Source organism: Formosa undariae, from assembly GCF_042427615.1.
In the GTDB taxonomy this organism is placed as follows: Bacteria; Bacteroidota; Bacteroidia; order Flavobacteriales; family Flavobacteriaceae; genus Formosa; species Formosa undariae.
On sequence record NZ_JBHMEZ010000001.1, the window covers coordinates 374,484 to 398,890 of the forward strand.

21 protein-coding genes are annotated in these 24,407 nt (G+C 33.5%); 14 read left to right on the forward strand and 7 right to left on the reverse strand.

The window, feature by feature from the left end; translation table 11 throughout:
- Positions 1-51 precede the first annotated feature (51 nt).
- From ACFFVB_RS01675 to ACFFVB_RS01725, 11 genes are all read left to right on the forward strand, one after another.
- On the forward strand, positions 52-381 hold the full coding sequence (locus ACFFVB_RS01675; RefSeq protein WP_382380514.1) for a HesB/IscA family protein: 330 nt from the start codon (positions 52-54) through the stop codon (positions 379-381).
- A gap of 113 nt (positions 382-494) precedes the next feature.
- The gene (gene sufB / locus ACFFVB_RS01680) at positions 495-1,943 is read left to right on the forward strand and encodes a Fe-S cluster assembly protein SufB (protein WP_382380515.1); all 1,449 of its coding nucleotides are present in this window, start codon (positions 495-497) and stop codon (positions 1,941-1,943) included.
- Positions 1,944-1,964: 21 nt separating this feature from the next.
- A complete protein-coding gene (locus ACFFVB_RS01685; protein ID WP_382380517.1) occupies positions 1,965-2,366 on the forward strand; it encodes a hypothetical protein in 402 nt (133 codons plus the stop codon).
- Positions 2,367-2,377: 11 nt separating this feature from the next.
- The gene (gene sufC, locus ACFFVB_RS01690) at positions 2,378-3,130 is read left to right on the forward strand and encodes a Fe-S cluster assembly ATPase SufC (protein WP_382380519.1); all 753 of its coding nucleotides are present in this window, start codon (positions 2,378-2,380) and stop codon (positions 3,128-3,130) included.
- A gap of 443 nt (positions 3,131-3,573) precedes the next feature.
- Positions 3,574-4,887, forward strand: coding sequence for a Fe-S cluster assembly protein SufD (gene sufD, locus ACFFVB_RS01695; RefSeq protein WP_382380521.1), 1,314 nt, complete (start codon positions 3,574-3,576; stop codon positions 4,885-4,887).
- 97 nt (positions 4,888-4,984) lie between these two features.
- Positions 4,985-6,199, forward strand: a complete 1,215-nt coding sequence (locus ACFFVB_RS01700; RefSeq protein WP_382380522.1) for an aminotransferase class V-fold PLP-dependent enzyme — start codon at positions 4,985-4,987, stop codon at positions 6,197-6,199.
- Between the two features lie 49 nt (positions 6,200-6,248).
- A complete protein-coding gene (locus tag ACFFVB_RS01705; RefSeq protein WP_382380524.1) occupies positions 6,249-6,722 on the forward strand; it encodes a hypothetical protein in 474 nt (157 codons plus the stop codon).
- Positions 6,723-6,760: 38 nt separating this feature from the next.
- A complete protein-coding gene (locus tag ACFFVB_RS01710; RefSeq protein ID WP_382380526.1) occupies positions 6,761-7,183 on the forward strand; it encodes a SufE family protein in 423 nt (140 codons plus the stop codon).
- A gap of 1 nt (position 7,184) precedes the next feature.
- Positions 7,185-7,508 carry a DUF59 domain-containing protein gene (locus ACFFVB_RS01715; RefSeq protein WP_382380528.1) on the forward strand — a complete coding sequence of 108 codons (324 nt, stop codon included), beginning with the start codon at positions 7,185-7,187 and terminating at the stop codon, positions 7,506-7,508.
- A gap of 3 nt (positions 7,509-7,511) precedes the next feature.
- A complete protein-coding gene (locus tag ACFFVB_RS01720) occupies positions 7,512-8,018 on the forward strand; it encodes a DUF2480 family protein (protein ID WP_382380530.1) in 507 nt (168 codons plus the stop codon).
- 68 nt (positions 8,019-8,086) lie between these two features.
- Positions 8,087-9,004: a DUF3078 domain-containing protein gene (locus ACFFVB_RS01725; RefSeq protein ID WP_382380532.1), complete on the forward strand. Its 918-nt coding sequence runs from the start codon at positions 8,087-8,089 to the stop codon at positions 9,002-9,004.
- 256 nt (positions 9,005-9,260) lie between these two features.
- Here ACFFVB_RS01725 and ACFFVB_RS01730 read toward each other — a convergent pair whose 3' ends face one another.
- From ACFFVB_RS01730 to ACFFVB_RS01740, 3 genes are all read right to left on the reverse strand, one after another.
- The gene (locus ACFFVB_RS01730; RefSeq protein ID WP_382380534.1) at positions 9,261-10,721 is read right to left on the reverse strand and encodes a RagB/SusD family nutrient uptake outer membrane protein; all 1,461 of its coding nucleotides are present in this window, start codon (positions 10,719-10,721) and stop codon (positions 9,261-9,263) included.
- A gap of 3 nt (positions 10,722-10,724) precedes the next feature.
- Positions 10,725-14,018 (reverse strand): SusC/RagA family TonB-linked outer membrane protein, encoded by a 3,294-nt coding sequence (locus tag ACFFVB_RS01735; protein WP_382380536.1) that lies wholly within the window; start codon positions 14,016-14,018, stop codon positions 10,725-10,727.
- A gap of 152 nt (positions 14,019-14,170) precedes the next feature.
- Positions 14,171-15,328 (reverse strand): FecR family protein, encoded by a 1,158-nt coding sequence (locus ACFFVB_RS01740; RefSeq protein ID WP_382380538.1) that lies wholly within the window; start codon positions 15,326-15,328, stop codon positions 14,171-14,173.
- Between the two features lie 157 nt (positions 15,329-15,485).
- On the opposite strand from ACFFVB_RS01740, the gene ACFFVB_RS01745 reads away from it, so the two are divergent.
- Positions 15,486-16,079 (forward strand): RNA polymerase sigma factor, encoded by a 594-nt coding sequence (locus tag ACFFVB_RS01745; protein WP_382380540.1) that lies wholly within the window; start codon positions 15,486-15,488, stop codon positions 16,077-16,079.
- A 207-nt stretch (positions 16,080-16,286) separates the two neighbouring features.
- Here the strand turns inward: ACFFVB_RS01745 and hflX are convergent, their stop codons facing one another.
- Positions 16,287-17,513 carry a GTPase HflX gene (gene hflX, locus ACFFVB_RS01750; RefSeq protein ID WP_382380542.1) on the reverse strand — a complete coding sequence of 409 codons (1,227 nt, stop codon included), beginning with the start codon at positions 17,511-17,513 and terminating at the stop codon, positions 16,287-16,289.
- Between the two features lie 113 nt (positions 17,514-17,626).
- On the opposite strand from hflX, the gene ACFFVB_RS01755 reads away from it, so the two are divergent.
- Positions 17,627-18,565: an endonuclease/exonuclease/phosphatase family protein gene (locus ACFFVB_RS01755; RefSeq protein WP_382380544.1), complete on the forward strand. Its 939-nt coding sequence runs from the start codon at positions 17,627-17,629 to the stop codon at positions 18,563-18,565.
- A gap of 1 nt (position 18,566) precedes the next feature.
- On the opposite strand, the gene ACFFVB_RS01760 is transcribed toward ACFFVB_RS01755, so the two are convergent.
- A complete protein-coding gene (locus ACFFVB_RS01760; RefSeq protein WP_382380546.1) occupies positions 18,567-19,973 on the reverse strand; it encodes a DUF5689 domain-containing protein in 1,407 nt (468 codons plus the stop codon).
- 22 nt (positions 19,974-19,995) lie between these two features.
- A complete protein-coding gene (locus ACFFVB_RS01765; RefSeq protein ID WP_382380548.1) occupies positions 19,996-22,755 on the reverse strand; it encodes a carboxypeptidase-like regulatory domain-containing protein in 2,760 nt (919 codons plus the stop codon).
- A gap of 116 nt (positions 22,756-22,871) precedes the next feature.
- Between ACFFVB_RS01765 and ACFFVB_RS01770 the strand changes: the two genes are divergently transcribed.
- Positions 22,872-23,933: an endonuclease/exonuclease/phosphatase family protein gene (locus tag ACFFVB_RS01770; RefSeq protein ID WP_382380550.1), complete on the forward strand. Its 1,062-nt coding sequence runs from the start codon at positions 22,872-22,874 to the stop codon at positions 23,931-23,933.
- 15 nt (positions 23,934-23,948) lie between these two features.
- Here ACFFVB_RS01770 and ACFFVB_RS01775 read toward each other — a convergent pair whose 3' ends face one another.
- The gene (locus ACFFVB_RS01775; protein ID WP_382380551.1) at positions 23,949-24,392 is read right to left on the reverse strand and encodes a hypothetical protein; all 444 of its coding nucleotides are present in this window, start codon (positions 24,390-24,392) and stop codon (positions 23,949-23,951) included.
- Positions 24,393-24,407: the final 15 nt, after the last annotated feature.

Consider the following 24,407-nt stretch of genomic DNA (forward strand, 5'->3'; position numbering starts at 1 on the left):
CTACTTAAATTGTATATTCGCAACCTCTTTAGAATTAATCTAATTTAATTTATGATAAAAGTATCTGAAACAGCCAAAAAGAAAGTCATTGAACTAATGACCGACGATGGGTATAACGCCATAACCGACTACGTTCGTGTAGGGGTAAAAAGTGGTGGTTGTTCTGGTCTGTCATATGATTTGAAATTTGACAAGGAACAACAAGAAGACGACAAGGTCTTCGAAGACAATGGCGTAAAAATTATTGTCGACAAAAAAAGCTTTTTGTACTTAATTGGAACCACTCTGGAATATTCAGGAGGTTTAAACGGTGCAGGCTTCGTGTTTAACAACCCTAACGCAAATAGAACTTGTGGATGCGGGGAAAGTTTTTCACTTTAAAATTTTTTAAAAATTAAAGTTGAAAGTAATCGAAGTTATAAAGTTAAATCACGGCTTTTACAAAATCCCAAATTCAACTTTATAACTTTACACTTTAAAACATTATACTAAATATGAGTAAGTATACAGAGGATGACTTAAGGGAAGAATTAAAAACCAAGGAATACGAATATGGTTTTTATACTGATATGGAATCAGACACTTTCCCTATAGGTCTAAATGAAGATATTGTGAGAGCTATTTCCCTTAAAAAAGGAGAGCCAGAATGGATGACAGATTGGAGAATTGAATCTTATCGTGCTTGGCTAGACATGGAAGAACCGGATTGGGCTAATGTAAATTACAAAAAACCAGACTTTCAATCTATTGCATATTACTCCGCTCCAAAATCGGTAGACCCAAATAAAACATTAGACGATGTAGATCCAGATTTACTAGCTATGTATAAAAAGCTAGGAATTTCTGTAGACGAACAGAAAAAGATGAATAATGTCGCTATGGATATTGTTGTAGATTCTGTTTCTGTCGCCACTACATTCAAAAAAACATTATCTGAAAAAGGGATTATTTTTATGTCTATTTCAGAAGCTATCAAGGAACATCCAGAGTTAGTTAGAAAGTATTTAGGAACCATTGTACCTCAAAAAGACAACTATTACGCGGCTTTAAATTCGGCTGTATTTAGTGATGGGTCTTTCTGTTACATTCCTAAAGGCGTTCGTTGTCCGATGGAATTGTCTACATATTTCAGAATCAATCAAGGTGGAACAGGACAATTTGAACGTACGCTTCTAGTTGCAGACGAAGGAAGTTATGTAAGTTACCTAGAAGGTTGTACTGCGCCAAGTCGTGATGAAAATCAATTACACGCTGCCGTTGTAGAGCTTATTGCTATGGACGATGCAGAAATTAAATATTCTACAGTACAAAACTGGTACCCAGGAAATGCTGAAGGAAAAGGTGGTGTTTACAACTTTGTAACCAAACGTGGTTTATGCGAGAAAAATGCTAAAATCTCTTGGACACAAGTAGAAACAGGTAGTGCAGTAACATGGAAATATCCAAGTTGTATTTTAAAAGGAGATAACTCTGTTGGGGAATTTTACTCGATAGCAGTAACGAATAACTACCAGCAAGCAGATACAGGTACTAAAATGATTCATTTAGGAAAAAACACTAAATCGACCATTATTAGTAAAGGTATTTCTGCAGGTAAATCTCAGAATTCATACAGAGGATTGGTTCAAATAAGCCCAAGAGCAGATAACGCTCGTAACTTCTCGCAATGCGACAGTTTATTAATGGGTAATGAATGTGGTGCACATACCTTCCCATATATCGAAGCTAAAAATAAAACCGCACAAATCGAACACGAAGCAACTACAAGTAAAATTGGTGAAGACCAGATTTTCTATTGTAACCAACGTGGTATCGATACAGAAAAAGCAATTGCTTTAATTGTAAACGGATTTAGTAAAGATGTATTAAAGCAATTACCAATGGAATTTGCCGTTGAGGCTCAAAAATTATTGGAAATTAGTTTAGAAGGATCTGTAGGATAAACATTTATAATAGCCTTTAAAATGAAAAAAGCACTCGTATTAATACTTTGTCTTTCGGTTTTTGTAAGTTGTAAGAATGAATCTAAAACGGCTACAGAAACAATTTCTCAATCAGAAAACAATGATGTTAAAGTACTAAAAGGAGAATTTGTGTATTTTGCAGATGCTGCCGTTTTACAAACCAAAGAAGAGGTTTACGGGGTTATTTTAAATGAAAAAATGCACGAATTAGAAAATCAAGCTAAAGCGTACAAAAAAGAAAGTACAGATATGGTCCCTGTAGAAATTAAGGGTATCATAAAACCAAAATCAGAAGGAGAAGAAGGCTGGCCATTTCAAATTGAAATAACAGAAATAGTAAAAGTTAGTCCTCCTCTAGCGCAAGACGCAACTACAATAAAAATTAAGAACACGAATAACTAAGATACAGAGTAATGTTAAAGATTAATAATTTACACGCAAGCGTAGAAGGTAAAGCTATTTTAAAAGGAATTAACTTAGAAGTTAAACCTGGAGAAGTTCATGCTATTATGGGACCAAACGGTTCTGGTAAAAGTACATTATCTTCAGTTATCGCAGGAAAAGAAGAATATGAAGTAACCGATGGTGAGATTTTCTTTGACGACGAAAATATTGAAGAATTATCGGCTGAAGAACGTGCACATAAAGGCATCTTTTTATCATTTCAATATCCTATTGAAATCCCTGGTGTTTCGGTTACAAATTTCATAAAAACTGCAATCAACGAAACGCGCAAATCAAAAGGTTTAGACGATATGCCTGCGAAAGATATGTTGAAGTTAATTCGTGAAAAATCAGAATTATTAGAAATCGACAGAAAATTTTTATCCCGTTCACTTAACCAAGGATTTTCTGGTGGGGAAAAGAAACGTAATGAGATTTTCCAAATGGCCATGTTAGAGCCTAAATTAGCGATTCTTGACGAAACGGATTCTGGTTTAGATATCGATGCACTACGTATTGTTTCTAATGGTGTGAACAAATTAAAAAATAAGGATAATGCAGTTGTAGTTATTACGCATTACCAACGTTTATTAGACTATATCATTCCTGATTTTGTACATGTTTTACTTGATGGAAAAATTGTAAAATCTGGTGGTAAAGAATTAGCACACGAATTAGAAGAAAAAGGTTACGATTGGATTAAAGAAGAAGTAAAAGCGTAATTTATTTAACTGTTTTAAGGTATTGCAACTATAACAGAATTTGAGGGTTTAGAAACTTGGTTATATACAAGAAAATTATTCAATCAGATACAATATAGTGCGAACAAAAACAGATCTAATATTATTACGAATTAAAAGACCAAATAAAAATATCTTCAGAAATCCTGAACGGGGTAATATAGCCAAAGGTTTTTAAAGCGATGAGAATTACTTTCTATACCAAAAGGCTCAACAGAAGAAATGAGGTCTCAATTATATAGAATTTTGATTCAGAATATATTTCAGAAGAAAAATTCAAAATATGAGTTTCAGAATATGAAAACTTAAGCATACAACAACCTGCTTTCGTTTCATATTTGAACAAAAAAGATTTTAAAGGAAGCAAGTTTGAATAAGGCTACAAGCGAATAACTTGAAACCTTAAACTTGAAACTATTAAGAAAATGGATTTAAAAGAAAAATTAGTGTCTTCGTTTATGGCATTCGAAAATAAAGTCGATGTCGATACACCTGTACATGCCATACGCAGCGACGCCTTCAAAATATTTGAAACAACCGGATTTCCTTCAAAAAGGGATGAAAACTGGAAATACACGTCTTTAAATAGTGTTTTAAAACAAGATTATAGCGTATTCCCTAAGCAAGAAAATGCTATAGAATTTGGGGATGTTAAATCATATTTAATTCACGAGATAGATGCGTATAAAATCATTTTTATCGACGGAAAATATTCGTCACATTTGTCGCAAACCACTCACGATGGTATTGATGTTTGTTTAATGTCTTCGGCTTTAAATAAACCAAAGTACCGTTTAGTTATAGAGAATTACTTTAATAAAGTAGCAGAAAAAGATGGATTAACCTCTTTAAATACTGCGTTCTCTAGCGAAGGTGCTTACATTCATATTCCAAAAAACAAATTGGTTAATAAACCCATTCAGATTATACACTTTTCTACAGGTTCGGAAGAAGCCGTGATGCTTCAACCAAGAAATTTAATTGTTGTAGACGAGAATAGTCATGTGCAAATTATAGAGCGTCACCAAAGTTTAACAGACAATCCTGTATTAACAAACTCGGTAACCGAAATTTTTGCTAACAAACGCGCTATTGTAGATTACTATAAACTACAAAACGACAACGAAAACGCGTCGTTAATAGATAGCACGTATGTGAACCAAAAACAGGAAAGTCATGTTTCTGTTCACACGTTCTCTTTTGGAGGGAAATTAACCAGAAATAACTTGCACTTCTATCAAAATGGAGAACGTATAGACTCTACTCTAAACGGGATTACTATTATTGGTAAAAAACAACATGTAGACCATAACACTTTAGTTCATCATATCGAACCAAATTGCGAAAGTCACCAAGATTACAAAGGTATTTTTAACGATAATAGTACTGGAGTATTTAATGGAAAAGTGGTTGTAAATAAAGAAGCGCAGAAAACAAATGCATTCCAATCAAACAATAATATTCTATTAAGCGATAAAGCAACAATTAACAGTAAACCTCAGTTAGAAATTTTTGCAGACGATGTAAAATGCTCTCACGGTTGTACTATCGGACAGCTAGACGAAAGTGCTATGTTTTACTTACGCTCTCGTGGTATACCTGCAAAAGAAGCTAAAGCTTTACTTATGTATGCCTTTAGTAATAACGTCTTAGATTCTGTTAAAATACCAGAAGTTAAAACGCGTATTACTAAAATTATAGCAGAAAAACTAGGTGTAAATCTAGGATTCGATCTTTAAAATTAGAAGCTAATTCCAGCTTTCGGCAGTCGCTTTTTTCTCGTTCCTCGAAAAAGAGCTCCAACAAACTGCCTCTATCTGGGCTAAACCATCGATTATGTTTAACGTAGAACACATAAGACAAGACTTTCCGATACTTCACAGACAAGTAAACGGTAAACCTTTAGTGTATTTAGATAATGCTGCAACGTCGCAAACACCTCAACATGTTATCGATGCTATAGTAGATTATTATAGTAACTACAACGCAAACATACATCGTGGTGTACACTCTTTAAGTCAGGAAGCAACAGATGCTTACGAGCAAGCACGACTAAAAATTCAAAAGCACTTTAATGCTAAGTTTTCTCACGAAATTATATTTACGTCAGGAACAACACATGGTATTAATTTAGTTGCTAACGGGTTTTCGTCGTTCTTAAAAAAAGGAGACGAGATTATAGTTTCAGCCTTAGAACACCACAGTAATATTGTGCCTTGGCAAATGTTATGCGAACGTTCTGGAGCAACGCTTAAAGTTATTCCTATGAATTTGGAAGGCGAGTTAATTATGTCCGAATACGACAAACTGCTTTCTGCGAATACTAAATTAGTTTTTGTAAATCATATTTCGAATGCTTTAGGAACTATAAATCCTATTAAGTATATAATTGATGAAGCACACAAAGTTGGAGCAGCCGTTTTAATAGATGGTGCACAATCGTGTCCACATATTAAACCAGATGTTCAAGCTTTAGACGTAGACTTCTATGTTACTTCTGCTCATAAAATGTGCGGACCAACTGGAGAAGGTATGCTTTACGGAAAAGAAGAATGGTTAAATAAATTACCGCCTTATCAAGGTGGTGGTGAGATGATAGATCAAGTTACTTTCGAAAAGACAACCTATGCAGGTTTACCTCATAAATTTGAAGCTGGAACACCAAATATTTGCGGTGGAATTGCTTTTGGCGCAGCTATAGATTATATGAATGGTATTGGTTTCGATGCCATTGCAAACTACGAACACGAACTTTTAGAGTATGCAACTGCTAAGCTTTCGGAAATTGAAGGCTTAAAAATTTACGGGACATCTAAACAAAAAACATCTGTAATTTCATTTAATTTAGAAGGTATTCATCCTTACGATGTGGGTACCATTTTAGATAAATTAGGTATAGCTGTAAGAACTGGGCATCACTGTGCACAACCCATAATGGATTTCTATAAAATTCCGGGAACAGTAAGAGCTTCATTTGCATTTTATAATACCAAAGAAGAAGTAGATACCTTAGTTGCAGGTGTTAAAAAAGCTAAAATGATGTTATCTTAAATTGACATTGCATTCTTTTTTTGTAATTTTCTAGTATAAATTTCTAGTTATGAAACACCTCACACTTTTAGTAAGTCTTATATTATTTAGTGCATGCGGATTAACTAAAAAGAATTCGGAAAAGACTCAAAATTCTGTTACCCCTTCCGAAAGTGCTATTACCCAAAACGATGTACTCGTAGAATATACCGCGATTACTAGAGGTATGTTTCTAAAAATCACGATAGAAAATCAAGAAATTCGTGTTCAAAAAGAACAATATAGTCCTGACAAGAGTAGAACTATGTCTGATAGCGAATGGGATATTCTAATGGATCAATTAGACGGTGTAGATTTAAATACGTTATCTAGTTTAGAAGCACCTTCCATGAAACGCACTTACGACGGAGCAGCTGCAGCAAGATTAGAAATCACCGAAGCCGATTTAAAATATAGTACATCCGAATTTGACCATAATAATCCGAATACTAAAATTAAACCTTTGGTAGAATTCATTTTATCTCTAGCCAAAACCGTTGAATAACAAATTTACAATTTGTAATTTTGATAAAAATAGAACACGTGACGATACAAGACATACAAAACGAAATAATAGACGAATTCTCAATGTTTGAAGATTGGGAAGAACGTTACCAATATATGATCGATTTAGGAAAATCTTTACCTATTATCGAAGACCAATTTAAAAACGACGACAACCTAATTAGAGGATGTCAAAGTAAGGTTTGGGTTCATGCCGAAATGAAAGACAATAAAATAGAGTTTACTGCCGATAGTGATGCCATTATCACAAAAGGTATTGTTGCTATTTTAATCCGTGCATTTTCAAATCAGCATCCTAAAGACATTTTAGATGCAAACACCGATTTTATAGATGAAATTGGTTTAAAAGAACATTTATCGCCAACACGTGCAAATGGTTTGGTGAGTATGGTAAAACAATTAAAAATGTATGCTATTGCATACCAAACACAACTAAATTAAAATGAGTAAAGAAATAGATACAGCCGAATTAGGCGAAAAAATAGTAAAGGTTTTAAAATCGATTTTCGATCCAGAAATACCTGTAGATATTTATGAATTGGGATTAATTTACGACGTATTTGTAAATGAAGATGCCGAAGTAAAAATTCTAATGACCTTAACTACTCCTAACTGTCCTGTTGCCGAAACATTACCTTTAGAAGTAGAAGAAAAAGTAAAATCTATCGATATGGTAAAAGATGCTGAAGTTGAAATTACTTTCGATCCACCATGGAGTCAAGAATTAATGAGCGAGGAAGCGAAACTAGAATTAGGAATGCTTTAATATATGGCAGAAGATATTTTAAATAGAGTAGCGAATAGTAAGCTTAAGGTTTTAGACCTTGAAGATTATTATCCATCTGGATCTAGAATTTTATTTGACATTAAAGATTGGCTTACTGAAGGTTTAGTGCTTCGCGAATTAGATTTTAGAGCACAAGTTGCGTCTCACGATTGGGAACAATACCAAAACACTTATGTTGCTTTAACGTGTAGCACAGATGCTATCGTACCTGCATGGGCTTATATGCTAATTACATTAGAGCTGGAACCCTACGTAGAAAAAGTAAATTTAGGAAGCTTAAAAGATCTAGAAACATCAATATATCAAGATATTATTAACGATTTAGATGTTTCAGAATATAAAGATGCCCCAGTAATTATAAAAGGGTGTTCTAAAAAACCTGTACCAGAAAGTGCATATGTTATGATTAGTAATAAAATCAGACCTATTGCACGATCTATAATGTTTGGAGAAGCATGCTCAAGTGTTCCACTTTATAAAAGAAAGTAAAATTTAACTTCTTTATTAAATCACATATTTTATTTTTGCACTATAAACTTTATTACATTAAAACTATTATGAAAAGAATTTTAACGATCTGCATCCTATTGGTTGCAACAGTATCTTTTTCTCAAACTAAAGAAGAATTAAAAGATTTAAAAAGTGAGAAACAAGATTCTATAAAAGCACTTCAGGGTAAAGTAAATGCATTACAATCACAAATTGATAAATTCCCAGGATGGCATTATGGTGCTTTTGGTACTATTGGTGCTAACTTATCGGAGTTTAGCAATTGGTACGCACAAGGATCTCCTAACAACTCTGCAGGTAATGTTACTATTACCATAAACCCTTATGCAAAATTAAACCAAGAAACTTTTTTCTGGTATAGTAATGCAAACATCAATTTAAGCTGGGTGAAGTTTGACGACAAAGATGATGACACGGATGAAAGTGATTACAGACAAGCGACAGATATCTTTACTTTAACCTCTCTTTATGGTTATAAGTTTAATGAAAAATTAGCTGGTTCTGCTTTAGTTGAATATAGAACAACGTTATTAAACAACTTTAACGATCCTGGATACCTAGACCTAGGGGTTGGGGTTACATGGACACCAATTTCAGAATTAGTAGTTGTTATCCATCCTTTAAACTACAACTTTGTATTTAGTGATGGTAGTTCAGACTACGAATCTTCTTTAGGGGCAAAAATTGTTGCAGATTATTCTAAATCTTTTGGTAAATTAAAAGTGAAGTCTAACTTATCTATGTTCCAATCTTACAAAGATACAGACTATTCTAACTGGACTTGGACTAACGCATTAGGTTACGAAGTTTGGAAAGGTATAGGTCTTGGTTTCGAATTTGGATTAAGAGACAACAGACAAGAAGCATATAATTATGCTATTATTTCTGACGATACAACTACATTAGATAATGTAGATAACGACTTACAAACATATTGGACATTTGGTTTAAGCTACGCGTTCTAAGCGAAAGCAAACAAAACATATTTTAATATAAAAAACCGACTAGTTTTAAAAGCTAGTTGGTTTTTTTTGGTTTGAATTTAAACACTCTAAGACTATCTGTCGCATTAAGCCTCCTACTAACAAGAAACATTCTTAGGAGACCTAAAAGTAAATCTAAAAAAGCCCCAATCAAAACAATGATTGGGACTTTTTTTTAAGAATTAATTATCTAAGATAAGATTTAGATTAATCTCATAAATAGTGAAATTTTAATTTATTATTGAGAATACCCTTCATTTTGAATTAGACTTGTATTACGCTCAATTTCTGTTTGTGGAATAGGAAATAGAACACGAAAATCTTCGGCAGACTTCCCTCTTCCTATTGCTGTTTCTATAAATTTACCATGTCTAATCAGATCTTGTCTTCTTAAGGCTTCAGTATGAAATTCTCTCCCTCTTTCATCTAAAATAAAATCTCTAAAAGCATCCTTTCCTGAAAAATCAGCAACATTAAATATACTAACTCCGGCTGCATCTCTTATCATATTTAATAAATCTACAGACTCTTGGTTTAATCCGTTAAGCTCATTTAGCGCCTCAGATCTTGATAATAGAATATCAGCATATCTTAAAAATGGAAAATCACCAGAATCTCTACTAATATCTTGATTAGGATATTCCGGAAATTTTAAACTACGCGCATCATCTTCACCTAATTCAATAGTATCTCCATTAGCATTGACATATTCAAATAGAATTGCATCCAAGCGTTCGTCATCAGCTTCAAAAAGATTAAGAAACTCGGTTCTCAACTTAAATTCAGCTGCAAAAATCGCTCTTGGTGGATATTGCCATTGATAACCGGAAGGAACAACATGACTTAACCAACCGCTACCTGTATTATCGTTTGGAGTGTCAGACATGTTAGCCACAAAAATAAATTCATTATCTCTCTGATTTTCAGGACTAAATAATGCTGTTCTATTTCCACTTGTAAATAGGTCATATTTACCAAGTCCCATAACCTCTAAAGATGTATCTGCAGCATTATTCCATTTTTTGGTCATCATATAAAATTTAGCCAAAATTCCAAGAGCCGCTCCTTTTGTAGGTCTTCCATACTCATTTCTAGGAGGTTCAACTGGAAGAATTTCGCTTGCAAATATTAACTCATTTTCTATAAATGAAATCATTTCCTCTTTCGAAGCACGTGCAGGACGATCAGTAACAGCTGTTTCACTAGAAACAATAAGAGGCACTGGCCCAAAAAGATCGTACAATAAGTAATAAGAAAAGGCTCTCAAAAATCTGGCTTCTGCCAAAACTTCTTCTTTTCTATCTTCATCCATATCAACATCAGGAACATTATCTAACACGACATTCGCATTATATATAGTTTTATAACGAAGTTCCCACCATGCTTGTAAATAGCTATGGGATGAAGTCCAAATAAACTCTTCCATAAGCTCGTTGGCAGCAAAGATACCACCATTACGCTCGATATGAATATCGGTATTTACCTCATTAAGAGTAATAGCATCCCGAGTTATATCACTATATCTCAATACGCCATAAACAGAATTTAAAAGAACTTCAACATCTTCTTCATTCGTCAAAAAATCGTTAGGACTTAACGTTGTAAAGGTTTTTTCCTCTAATGCATTTTCACATCCTGTAAAAGGAAGTAATAAAAAGGCAATTACGAAAAGGGTAATATATATATTTACTTTTCTCATGTTTTAAAATTTTATATTAATTCCTAATGAATATATACTTGCAAGTGGGTATGCGTTATAATCTATTCTAATATTGGAAGCTCCTAATGCACTTACATTTGGATTATACCCCTTGTAGTCTGTAAACATTGCTACATTTTGACCTGACACATAAACAAGCAATGAAGAGATATTCTTCTTTTTTAAATTCGGGAATGAATACCCTAATTTAATATTCTTGATTTGCACAAATGATGCATCCTCTACTATCCTACTATTAAAATCGAATGTTGGAGATGGATTAACAAAAGAAGGTGTATTATTAGAGGGATTTTCTGGCGTCCACCTATCCAAAACATAACGCTGTCTGTTTCGTAGATTATCTATCGGGTTTTCCGAATCAATATTTGTAAAGTTTGCCAATTCTAACCCTAATTTTCCTTCTACAAAAATATCTAAAGCAAATCCTTTGTAACTAACGCTATTGTTAAGTCCAAAGGTGAAATCAGGAAATGGATCTCCTAAAACGGTTCTGTCCTCCTCGTCAATTTTTCCATCACCATTTACATCCTTAAATTTTCGACTACCTGGAGCCGCATTCGCTTGACTAGCGCTAGTGTTAACCTCTTCTTCTGATTGAAACACCCCTTCAAAGACATATCCATAATAAGTATTGATAGGCTTCCCCACCTCTAATAAAGTGAACTCCTGCATAAACCTTGTTCCTCCTTGTAAGATTCTAGGTAATTCTCCTAAGTTCAAAACCTCATTTTTTAATGTAGCAAAATTAAAATCTGTTTTCCATGAAAACTCTCCTATAAAATTATTAGAGGAAATATTGAACTCAAAACCACTATTTTTAGTGTCTCCAACATTTTGAAGAGAACTAGAAAAACCTGTTGTAGTAGGCACTGGTAATTCAAGCAATAAATCTCTTGTTTTATTTTGAAAGTATTCCATTGAACCTGTTATGCGTCCTTTTAGCACTCCAAAATCTAATCCAAAATTAACAGATTCGGTTGTTTCCCATTTAAGGTTTGGATTTGCCAATTGAATAGGAGCGATAGATTGGACCTCATTACCATTCAAAACGGCAATTGGTCCACTCCCCAATAGAACTAAAGACCTAGCGTTACTAATTTCCTGATTTCCACTTAGTCCATAACTAGCTCTTAGTTTCAAATTTGAAACAGCGCTCTCCTCTGAATAAAATGATTCATTTGAAATATTCCAACCAACAGCGGCAGAAGGGAAATAAGCAACTTTGTTATTATCCCCAAATCTAGAGGAACCATCTGCCCTAAATGATCCAGTAAGTAAGTATCTATCATCAAAATTATAATTTACCCTTCCAAATCCAGATATTATCGTATTCTCATTTCTATACGATGAAACATTATACTGACTAGTATCTCCAGCACCAAGATTATTAGAGCCAAAAGAAGAGCTTGGGAAATCTTGAGCTGCCGCACTAAAACCTGAGTTTTGAAATTGTTGATACGAGTAACCTATAAGAGCATTAATTTTATGTTTATCGCTAAAGCTTTTACTATACTCATTAATAAATTCAAAGAGATAACTATTATTTTCAATAAAATTTCTAGTTGCTCTTCCTTCAAACAAAAGTCCACGTTGTGTTTCTAAATTAAGAACCTCATTCCCTTCAGAAATCATATGATCATAACCTAAATTAATTCTTGATTTGAAATCTTTGGTTATTTGATAATTAATAAACGTATTACCGTACAAGCGAGTGCTTTTTGTTGACTGATCGATAGTTTTAGCCTGGGCAACCGAATTACTTAAATCCTGTAGACTAAAAGCATAATTACCATTATCATCACGTACAGGCATAGTTGGAGGCAATTGAAGTGCAGACGCAATTACGCCAGCATCCCTACTTGTACCTGTACCAGAAGGTATTTGGTCTTCTTTTAATAAACTATTACTAAAGTTGATACCTACGGTTAATTTTTCTCCTATAGAATGAGTTAAATTTACTCTTCCAGTAAATCTTTCAAAACCAGAATCTATCACAATACCATCTTGATCGAAATAATTAAGCGATAAATAATATTGTGTGTCCTTTGATCCTCCTGAAAAAGAAAGACGATGCTCCTGCATAAGAGCATTACGTAAAATTTCATCTTGCCAATCCGTACCAGAGCCTATAGCATCCATATCTGCTTGACTAAATGGAGCAACATCCCCACGATCTAGACTAAGATCATTGTAAAAAGACATATATTCCTGCGTGTTCATTAAATCAAGAGTTTTAGCTGCAGTCTGAATTCCAGTTGTCAAATTATAATTTATTTCTAAATCCGAATCTTTTTGCCCTTGCTTAGTAGTAATAAGGACTACTCCATTTGACCCTCTAGCACCATATATTGCCGTTGCAGAAGCATCTTTTAAAACTTCGATTGATTTTACATCTGCAGGATTTAAAGAATTTCCTGGGTTTGCTCCTGGTAGTCCATCAATTACATATAAAGGTTCATTACCTGCAGTAATTGAATTAGTTCCTCTTATTCTAATTGAAAAAGCTCCACCTGGCTCTGCACTAGTTTGAGTAACTTGAACACCTGCAATTCTTCCTTGAATAATTTCGTCGATAGATGCTTGCGAATCTGTTGCTAAATCTTCCCCCTTTATAGAACTAACGGCTCCAGTTAAATCACTCTTTTTTACTGTACCATAACCTATTACAACAACTTCATCTAATTCATCTGCTGATTCTTCTAGTATAACCTCCAGGTTATTCTGTCCATTAACAGGCACCTCTTTATTTGCAAAACCAACAAAGGTAAAGAGTAAAACTGCATTTTCATCTTTAACTGAAATGGAAAAATTACCATCAAAATCTGCAGTTACTCCATTGGTTGTGCCCTTTTCTAGAATGTTAGCTCCTAGCAAAGGAATACCTAGTTTATCTTTTACAGAACCGTTTACCTGGAATTGCACCTTCTTATCTAACACCTTAATTGGACTAATTACCAAAGGGTCTGTTGCTTTTTTCTTTACTACAATAGTTCCCTTATCTGTGAAGTTATAAGTAAAACTAATTGGAGACAGACATTTATTCAATAAATCTCCAGCCTTAATAGTTCCTTTCTTAAGGTCAATAGCTGGTGCCATTTTTATAAGATCATGCCGATATATAAATTTATAATCGGTTTGTTTATTGATTAACCGAAACGTTTGTCTTACTGTCAAGGTCATATCTGTATCAATTATGATTTTTGCATTTTGAGCATCACCATTTATAGGATTAATCGCAAATGATATAGAACAAAAAAGAAAAATAATAGATTTCATAAGATTGTGTAATAGCCTTTTGCCAAATTGACAAGGTGCTCGATTGAGTAATTTAATTTTCATAAATTTGTACTGATTTTAGTTAAACATTGTTTTAATTAATCTACTTGGAAAAAGGCTATTGCTGTGGAAGGTCCTAGCCTTTTCCTTTTTTATTTAATAATAATTATATTCCCATTAATTTCAAATTCCAACTGGTTCTCACTAGTAGCTTCAATAAGCCTAAGAATTCCATCTACTGATTCCGTTTTTTCTAATATTCCTGTAAACACAAATTTCTTTTGTTTAGAGTTTTCAAAAACAACCTCAGTATTATACCATCTTGATAAAACCTCCATTATTTCTTCCAATGGCTTTTCATTAAAAGAAAACAAACCATTTACCCATGATATTTCTTGTGACACATCAATTTCGTTGACCAATATTTTTTCACTTTTAGAGCTAATTATTGCTTGTTGATTTGGCTTTAGTGTTTCAGTAATATTTTCCTTTTGAATTTTGATAGCTCCTTCTACCAAAGTTGTAGCTATGACATCGTCATTATTATAGGCTCTAACATTAAATTCAGTACCTAATACATTAATTTCTTGATACTTAGAAATCACATGAAAACCAGATCCTTTGTGTTCTGTACTCGGTAAAACTTTAAAGTATGCTTCACCATATATCAGTTCTACTTCCCGAGAAATACCTTCCATAAACGCTGTTGGATATTTCAATTTAGTTTCTGAATTCAACCAAATTTCTGTACCATCTGATAGTTTAACAAAAAACTGACCACCTCTGGGAATGGTTAAATAATTATACTGTTGTTGACTTACAACTTCATTCTGCTTTTTATCATAAACTAACGCTTCCCCATTACTGCGAACCTTATCTTTTTGAAACTGCTCCCCTTTTTCAAGAACTACTTCGTCTCCATTTTCAAGAGTAAGAATAGCTTTATCGGTTCCACTTATAATTAAATGATTCTCTTTTCCAACTTTGTTAATATTATCTTGGTATCCGGAAGACACAAAATAAAATGCTGTACCAAACATAAGTATCACAGAAGCTGCAATAGCCATTCCTCTATATAACCTTAACCTCTTTAGCCGCTCTCCTTTCTTTAACTTAGACTTAATAGATGTCTTAGCTTTATTAATATCATATTCTACCATGAATAGGGTACTTATATATTGTGTTTTAACAAACTGATTAAAAATCCGTATGCCATTCTTATTCCTAAGAAATTTTTCTAGTATTTGTAACTCCGAATAATTTGCCTCTTGATTTATATACTTTACAATTATTTTTTCTATATCGTTCATTAGATTTTCTTGCACTTATACTCCCAATACGTTCAAAACACAAACACCCCTCTATTTTTTTATATATATTTTATATTATTTGCCAAAAAACAAATATTACATCCTGTTTCTTAAGGTTATTTTTAGATATTTACTAAAAACCTTTTATTTGTAATTTATGGACAGCCAAAGAGACTCTGTATTAGCCCAAAGATTAATTTCAGGAGATTCAAAAGCTCATGATTTACTTATGGATTTATATTATCAGAGTTTATGTAACTATGCCCAGTCTTTATGCCACGACCATTATAAAGCTGAAGATATTATTCAAAACGTATTCGTAAAAATTTGGACTAACAGGAAGAAAATTAATCCGGAATTATCAATAAAAAGCTACTTATATAAGTCTGCATATAATGAATTTATTGATCAATGTCGAAAAAATAAGTCTCTTAGATATTTAGATGAAAAATATTTTGAAGCTGTAGATTTAGTCTCAAAAATAGAAGACAAAGAGATGGATGATTTAATTAAATTAATGAATGTAGAAATTGAAAATTTGCCTTCAAAATGTAAAGAAATTTTTTTGATGAATAAAAAAGAAGGGCTTACTCATACTGAAATCGCTGAATATCTTAATATCTCCACAAAAACAATAGAAGGACACATGACACGTGCCTTTAAAATATTAGCTGAAAAATTAAATATAAAAATGAAAGTATTACTTTTTTTCACATATAATATTAAAAAGCATAGTGAGAATTTTGTTTAAAAAACATGTAAATAATACACAAACTGTATTCAGAAATTTAGCTTTTACCAATATTAATATAAAACCAGCTTAACTTGAAACTATTACCATTTTCTTTCTAGAAATAAATTTGGCCACTTTCTTTCGTGGGTTTAAAACTTTATATTTTAGATATATAAATGAGGTTAAAAATTGGCATAAAAAAATGCGCTAGTAGCGCATTTTTATTTATTCTTCTTCACTTAAATCGAGATCATCATAATCAGGATATAAAAAGTGATTGTAAGGGAAACGCGTGATATGAATCTCTCGAACTTCATCATATACCCGTTTTTTAAAATCTTCTAAATTTTCTTTGTTCAATGCTGAAATAAATAAGGCATTATCACCTAATTTATTCATCCAAGTGCGTTTCCATTCCTCTAATGAATAATTGGATGTTGTGCGCACTTCTTGCAAATCGGTTTCATCAAAGGGCTCTGCCTCGTATGCATCAATTTTATTGAACACCATAATAACAGGTTTATCTCCTCCTTCAATTTCTCCCAATATTTTTTCTACTGAAGCGATATGATCTTCAAAATTAGGATGAGAAATATCTACAATATGTAACAATAAATCAGCTTCACGAACCTCATCTAAAGTACTCTTAAAAGAATCCACCAATTGAGTCGGTAACTTTCTAATAAACCCAACCGTATCACTTAATAAAAATGGTAAATTATGAACAACTACTTTTCTAACCGTTGTGTCTAGAGTTGCGAATAATTTGTTTTCGGCAAACACTTCACTTTTACTTATTACATTCATTAAAGTCGATTTCCCAACATTGGTATACCCTACCAAAGCCACACGAACCATAGCACCACGATTACCGCGTTGCACAGACATCTGCTTGTCTATCGTTTTTATTTTTTCCTTTAATAATGCAATACGCTCTCGAACAATACGTCTATCTGTTTCAATTTCGGTTTCCCCAGGTCCACGCATTCCAATCCCCCCTTTTTGGCGTTCAAGGTGTGTCCACATTCCTCTTAATCGTGGTAATAAATATTCGCATTGTGCCAATTCCACTTGCGTTCTCGCATAACTGGTTTGTGCACGTTGCGCAAAAATATCTAAGATTAAATTGGTCCGGTCTAAGACTTTACAATTTAAAATTTTACTTATATTTCGTTCTTGAGCAGACGACAATTCATCATCAAAAATAGCAGTACCGATATCATTATCCTCAATAAACTGTTGTACATCGGCCATTTTTCCTGTCCCTATAAAGGTCTTAGGATTTGGCCTTTCCATTTTCTGAGTGAATCGTTTTATCACCTCACCTCCAGCGGTAAAAGTTAAAAACTCCAATTCGTCTAAATACTCTTTAGATTTTTCTTCGTCTTGCTCTTTAGTGACAACACCTATTAAAACCGCACGTTCTAAGTTTATATCCTTTTTTTCTAGCATAAATTGATTTAAAGCACAAAGTTACATAATTGTAGGCTGAATAATTTTTATATTTTTAAGATTCCTATTTACCTTTTGAAGTCTTACCTTGCGATAGAAATTAACTTGATTACATGAAAACCATTGCCTTTTTTAATTTAGAAAATTTATTCGACATCACCAACGATCCGAACACATTCGATACTGATTTTTTATCGACTTCTGAAAAACGTTGGACCTTAAAAAGATACGAAAACAAATTATTTAAATTAGGATTAGCAATTTCTAGTATTGGAAAAACAGAAACAGGAACACACCCTGCCATTGTAGGCGTTGCTGAAGTTGAAAATGCAAAAGTGATTCAGGATCTTTTAGATTCTGAGCATTTAAAAGATATTCCTTATGCTTTTGTACATTACGATTCTCCTGACGAACGCGGTATTGACGTTGCTTTATTATACGACAAAACACGCTTTACTGTAACTGATTCTGCTCCCTATTCTATAGTTTTAATCGAAGAAAATGGACAAGTAGATTATACGCGAGATATTTTACGCGTGTCCGGAATATTTGATGGCGAACAGATACATTTTTTAGTAAATCATTGGCCGTCTAAACATGAAGAATCGAATGAGCCAAAACGTATGGAAGTGTCTAATAAAGCCACTGAAATTATTGAAAGTCTGAAAATAGACAATCCAGAAGCAAAGATTATTGTTATGGGCGATTTTAACGATAATTCAGCAAGTGAAAGTGTTCAAGCTTTAGTGAACAATAATTCACTTTTTAACCCAATGGAACAGCTTAAATCTTTCGATAGAGGCACTGTAAATTACAGATTTAAATGGGACGTATTCGATCAGTTTATGTTAACTCATAATTTTCTAGACCACAGATCAGGAACACATAATTTTAAAAGTGCAAATATTTTTGACCCCGATTTCATGAAACAATATAAAGGACGCTTTAAAGGGCAACCGTTTAGAACCTATGCTGGAAAAACATACAAAGGAGGTTATAGCGACCATTTTCCGGTGTATTTATTATTACGCACTGTTCCAGAAAGTATCTAAATTATTTCTCCGTTAACACTCTAAAATCGTCTAATTGATATGAGCCATCTAAAGCTTCATTGGTTCCAGAACCGGTGACTTTAAATGCAAAATATAATATCCCTGAAAATTGAGATATATCAATAAGACCAGAATCTTTAAAGGCATACCATTCGTCATATTTAGTGGGCACTTTTGCGTCTATTTCGGTCCAAGTAGCATTAAGCACATCCGATCCATTAAAATCTGTAGAAGCTAAAACTTCAATGGTATTCCGTACCGATGTTATATGATGCTGTCCCATTTTGAAGTTTAGAAATTCATTATCATACGCATCCATATTTATAGCCGGAGATACTAACCAAGCCACATTCTGAGTATCTGTTGCTCCAAAAGTCCCGAATTCTGCATAACCATTTTTACTGTAAATTTGTTCGGTCCATAAGACCTGACCACGTTCGGCAAAATTAATCCAACCTTCGGTATCTAATATGTCTTCATCTATGGCATCATTAAAAGTCTCTTCGAAGATTATAGTAAAATCGTCTGCATTTAAAGGTATACAACGTGGATTATTAAAAACAACATCTTTAGTATCGTTTAAAACCAGCACAAAATCGTCGCCTCCATAACTTTTAGAAATCACACCCTTTATAGTACCATTTTGGGTGGGGAGTATTTCATTTTTAAATGTTGAAAAAGAACTTGTTTCTAGACTAAACTCCTCGTAACTAAAACCTTCACAACGTTGCATTTTTCTTTGTGTATCAAAATCATCTACAGCATTAAAATACGACTGTCCTTCTAGACTCTCAGGGAATTCTACATTATTAATAGCGACAAACATGCCGACGTAGTTTTCGTTTATATCTGAAAAATTCAATTCTAGAGGAATAATTTCGACCGTTTCTGTAGAACGAAACAGATGTGTTTTAATTTGATTTTCCGTGAGTAGCCCCACGCGACTTCCATCTTCTTCACCTCCAATAGCGAAGACTTCTGAAGCCGTTTCTCCTAAATATAAATCCTGTAATAAAATATACACTTCTCGTCCGAGGTTGAATTGATTATAAGAATCTACCTGATTTAAAACAATGCTTATCGCCATCGTTGGGTTACTAGGACTATCTTGAATATAGATTTCTTTATAGAAATTCCCTGTTTTATCTGACGATGTTACATAACCCTTTACCACACTATGCGACGCAAATTGAACAACTTCGCCTGCAACAAACTGCTGATTTAGAGATGCTATTGATATTTCGTTAAGCGCGCCATCTTTTAAACCTTCAAGAATTTGATTCAAGCTTTTATTTTCATCTTCATTTAAATCTGAGGGTACCGAAAAATCATCATCTTGAACGCAAGACAGCAGCAGCATTAAAAACAGCACATTTAAAATCCGATTTACATTTATTATCCTTTTCATCTTTCAAAAATTTAAAATTCGTCTAAAATCTTATATTCACATTCGCGAAATACGTTGCTCCACGTCCGTACCAATATTTTGGACCAAACACACGAATAGGGTTTTCGTTATCTTCTTTCAACTCTCTATAATTCGCATTACGTCCTTGTTCGAACCCTCCTGTTTTATAGAGATTATCTAATACATTATTAATGCTTACAAATAAGCCAAGGTAATACTGACCAAGTTTCCATGACTTTCCTCCTATTAAGTTTACAACCAAGTAATCGTTAAATCGTTCTTGTTTTAGAAGCTGTTTAGCCACGTTTTCATCGTAATCATTAAACGGTAAACCATCGTCGTCTAAATAAAAATTTGATGTTCTTGTAAGCGGACTAACATCTACATACGTATTCATTAAATAATTTGCTGTAGCCCCGAACCACCAATATTCCGGATCGCTATATTCAAACCCGAATGAAAAAGCAGATTGCGGTCCTCCTGCTACTTTATAATTTTTAAGATTAGATTCTCCAAAATCGATGGAGCCATCTTGGGTCACAAAACTGGCAGATGTTAAATATAAGTTAGGGTTATTATTATAAGTATATTGACCGGTTGACGCCACTGCTTTTAATTTAAAAGAGGATGTTAGCTTGGCTTCAATTCCTAATTCTAATCCAAAATGGAGTGTATTTACATCGTAAAGCACTTCTTGTACGAAGGCAGACGTTTCATTAAACTCGATTCCTGCAGATGTTAATCCGTCGGCATAATAAAATCCAATTTCGTTACTTCCGCTTTTATCAATATAAAACCCAGTTAACTTAGACGTAATAATTCGAGACCTGTAAATATAGCTCGCATCGAAAGCAAGAACGTGTTCTTCAGAAATATCCTTAACTACATTATTATTTTCCCGAGGATTTGAAAACGAACTTTGAATATTTGGTGCTTTTGTTAAATATGCGCCATGAAAATCTATTACATGTTTGGCGGTAAATTTATAAGTCAATCCACCTTTAACTCCGAAACCAAGAAAGTTAAGCGCTTCACTTTTCCCTAATGAATTATCCTTAAAAGCCTCATTCTGAAATAAACCCTCACGCTGATAATTGGTATGATTTACATTAAGTGCTACAAAATAATCGATGGTCTTATATTTAAATTGAGCTTGCGCAAACGCAGAGATCACATTCGCATGCATTTTGTAATTATATTTTATTTTCCCGTCTTCACCCACTATTGCATTAGGGTTTTGGAAATCGTATTGCCAACCATCAAAAGTATCAACATTCAAGTAGCCTGAAGCACCGAGTAAATCATTAATTTCGGCAAAATTATTAGAAGTTAATTGCGAATAATTAAGCGCCCCACTCAATAAAACATGATCGTTCAATTCTGAATTTATAATAGAATTTAAAGTGAACTGATTATCATCTGTACGATCTTCGTATTGCACAAAGGCAGCCTCTAATCCCTGATTTGCATTGGTTATATTAGCATCGTACATGGCATTCCAATCTATTTGTCCATTACTTATAAATTCGCGTTCGGTGAGATAGGCATTTGTATAATCGGGTTCAGATTTTGCTAAATAATAACTCGGTAATTTCTGATAATATGCAGGACTCGGGTTTCCGCCACCGGGATAATCTAATCGGCTATGTCCTTGCTTCCCGAATGTATAACTCAAGTGTGTTTGAAGCTCGGTCTCCGTATTTACATCCCAATAATGACTTAACATAAAAATGGGTTGTGCGACATCTTTAACCCTCGAATTTCGTTTCTCTCCGTCTTGAAATCCCCAATACTCATTGTATTTAGTATCCCGTAAATCGAAAACCTCTTGGGTATTTGGCGATGATTTCCCACGTTTGTTTGGCGTATAAATTCCTGTAAAATTCAGAGCATGCTTGTTATTTAATTTCTTTTCTACCGATATAAAGAAAGAATTTGCATCGTAAAAGGTAGCATCTTGAAAACCTTCATTCCCCCAACGTCTACCAATAGAGAGCGCATACGCCCACCCATTCTTAACTAAGCCAGAAGCATAACTTGCCATTAAACGATTCGCATAACTCCGATTTGAAGACGTATACGTTAATCGGCCACCTTCTCTATATTTAGAAGCGCGCGTACTAATATTTGTAGTCCCTAATACACCACCAAAATTTAAGGTAGAAGGTGCTAATCCAAATCCGAATTCCTGATTACGAAGCACATCATTTATCCCACCCCAATTGCTCCATTGCATTCTACCATTAAACATAGAATTCATTTCTACTCCGTTAATTAAAAGTTTACCCTCGCTTGAATCTAATCCTCGAATTTTAAAGAAGGAACCACTAAATTCGAATGCTGCAGTACGCTGAAACACATCTTGAGAGGCTTGTAATAATCCAGAAATATTATCGGCAGCACTACTATCCTCATTTAATTCATCATCGGTTAACAGAATGGTATATACCTCTTGATTGGAAGTAACATCGATCTGTAAAAACAAATCGTCTATATGTAATGGAACACCCTCGTATATAATTATAGGATAACGTTTACTAACGTAACCAGGTTTAGAAACATGCAATATATACTCCCCAAAAACAGTATTATTTTTTAATTTAAATAGTCCAGAAGCATTCGTTTCTGTACTCAGATTTGTGCTTTCAATTTGAATAATAACTTCTTGCAATGGCTGAAAAGACGCCACGTCTTTTACACTCCCAGAAACGTCTTGATTTTGTGATAAAACGGATTGAAATATGGCAAAGAGACTAAAGAGGGCTAGAATAGTTTTCTTCATTGAAATAAAATTTAAACACATTACTTTCTAACTATCAAACACTTAGGGATCCTTAAATTAATAATTTTTATTTAAAAAATACTATATTTAGATTATATATTTAATTCAAAATGAACATGTTAAAGTATATTTTATGGATAATATGCCTAATTAACACTCCAATAATTTGGTGCCAAGACAGAGAGTTTTCAATTCATACCATTGGGTTTTATAACCTTGAAAACCTATTCGATATTGAAGACGATCCTACTATTTTTGATGAAAGTAGTCCGATTATGGAGTTGGCAGAAAACCGTTCTGATGTGTACGCTATGAAGATTAAAAACATGTCTCGCGTGATCTCGGAAATTGGACTTGAAGTGACGGGAAATGCTCCCGTTATTTTAGGAGTTTCGGAAATTGAAAACCGCTCTGTTCTAGAAGATATTATTAACGATAGGCTACTTTTAAAGTACGACTATGGCATTGTGCATTTCGACTCTCCAGATCGCAGAGGCATTGATGTCGGGTTAATCTATCGGAAAAAATTATTTACACCAACGGCAACTTCAAATTATGCGCTTCACTTAAAAGACGAAGTTAAAGGCACGCCAATTTATACCCGAGATCAATTGGTGGTAAGTGGTATTTTGGAAGGTGATTTAATTCATATTATTGTGAATCATTGGCCTTCTAGACGCGGTGGCGAAACTAAAAGCAACCCAAAACGTATGGCTGCGGCCACCTTAAATAAACACATCATAGACTCTTTACAAAGCTTAGATCCATACGCTAAAATAATTAGTATGGGCGATTTTAATGACGACCCAACCAATTCAAGTTTTAAAAAAGTACTAAAGACTCAAAAAAAGAGAAATAAAGTAGGATTAAAAAGCATTTACAACCCCATGGAGCAACTGTATAGCGATGGATTTGGCACAACTGCTTATCGTGACAAATGGAGTCTCTTCGATCAGATTTTAATAACCAAGCCCCTTTTAGAAACAGACTTTAGTTCGTATCGCTATTACAAGGCAGGCATATTTAACGCGCAATATTTAATTACTAAAACAGGTACTTATAAAGGCTATCCGTATAGAAGTTTTGGTTACGAAGGTTTCACTAATGGCTATAGCGATCATTTCCCTGTATATATTTATGTGATTAGAGAAAATTCTAGGCATAAAAAAAGCGACTAAAAGTCGCTTTATAATTTATAATCCTAACCACATACTCCATGGTATTCTGGATAGTAAAAGGACTAAACCGATAGAATAAAATATTGAAATGGTTTTAAATTTTGCATTAGACGATAATTTCGCTTTATGTTTAGAATACCCCATTGTAATAAATACAAGTGCTATAATATTAATTATTGGGTGTTCTATTAAATACAATCTGCTTATAGAATCTTTCATAATTCCTCCCATTCCCAGTTCGCTAAACAAAGCCATTCTTGGGGAAACCACGTATAGTATAATTCCTACTAATAATTGAATGTGAGAGACTATTATAGTAAATAAAGCCAGTCTAAAATCTTTAGGCCCATATTCTTTTTTACCAACGAACTTAATAATACTATTTACTGTTGCCATAATTAATACAGCAAGTACTAAAAAGGCCCAATAGGAATGTAAATCTCTAATTACATTATACATGATGATGATTTTTTA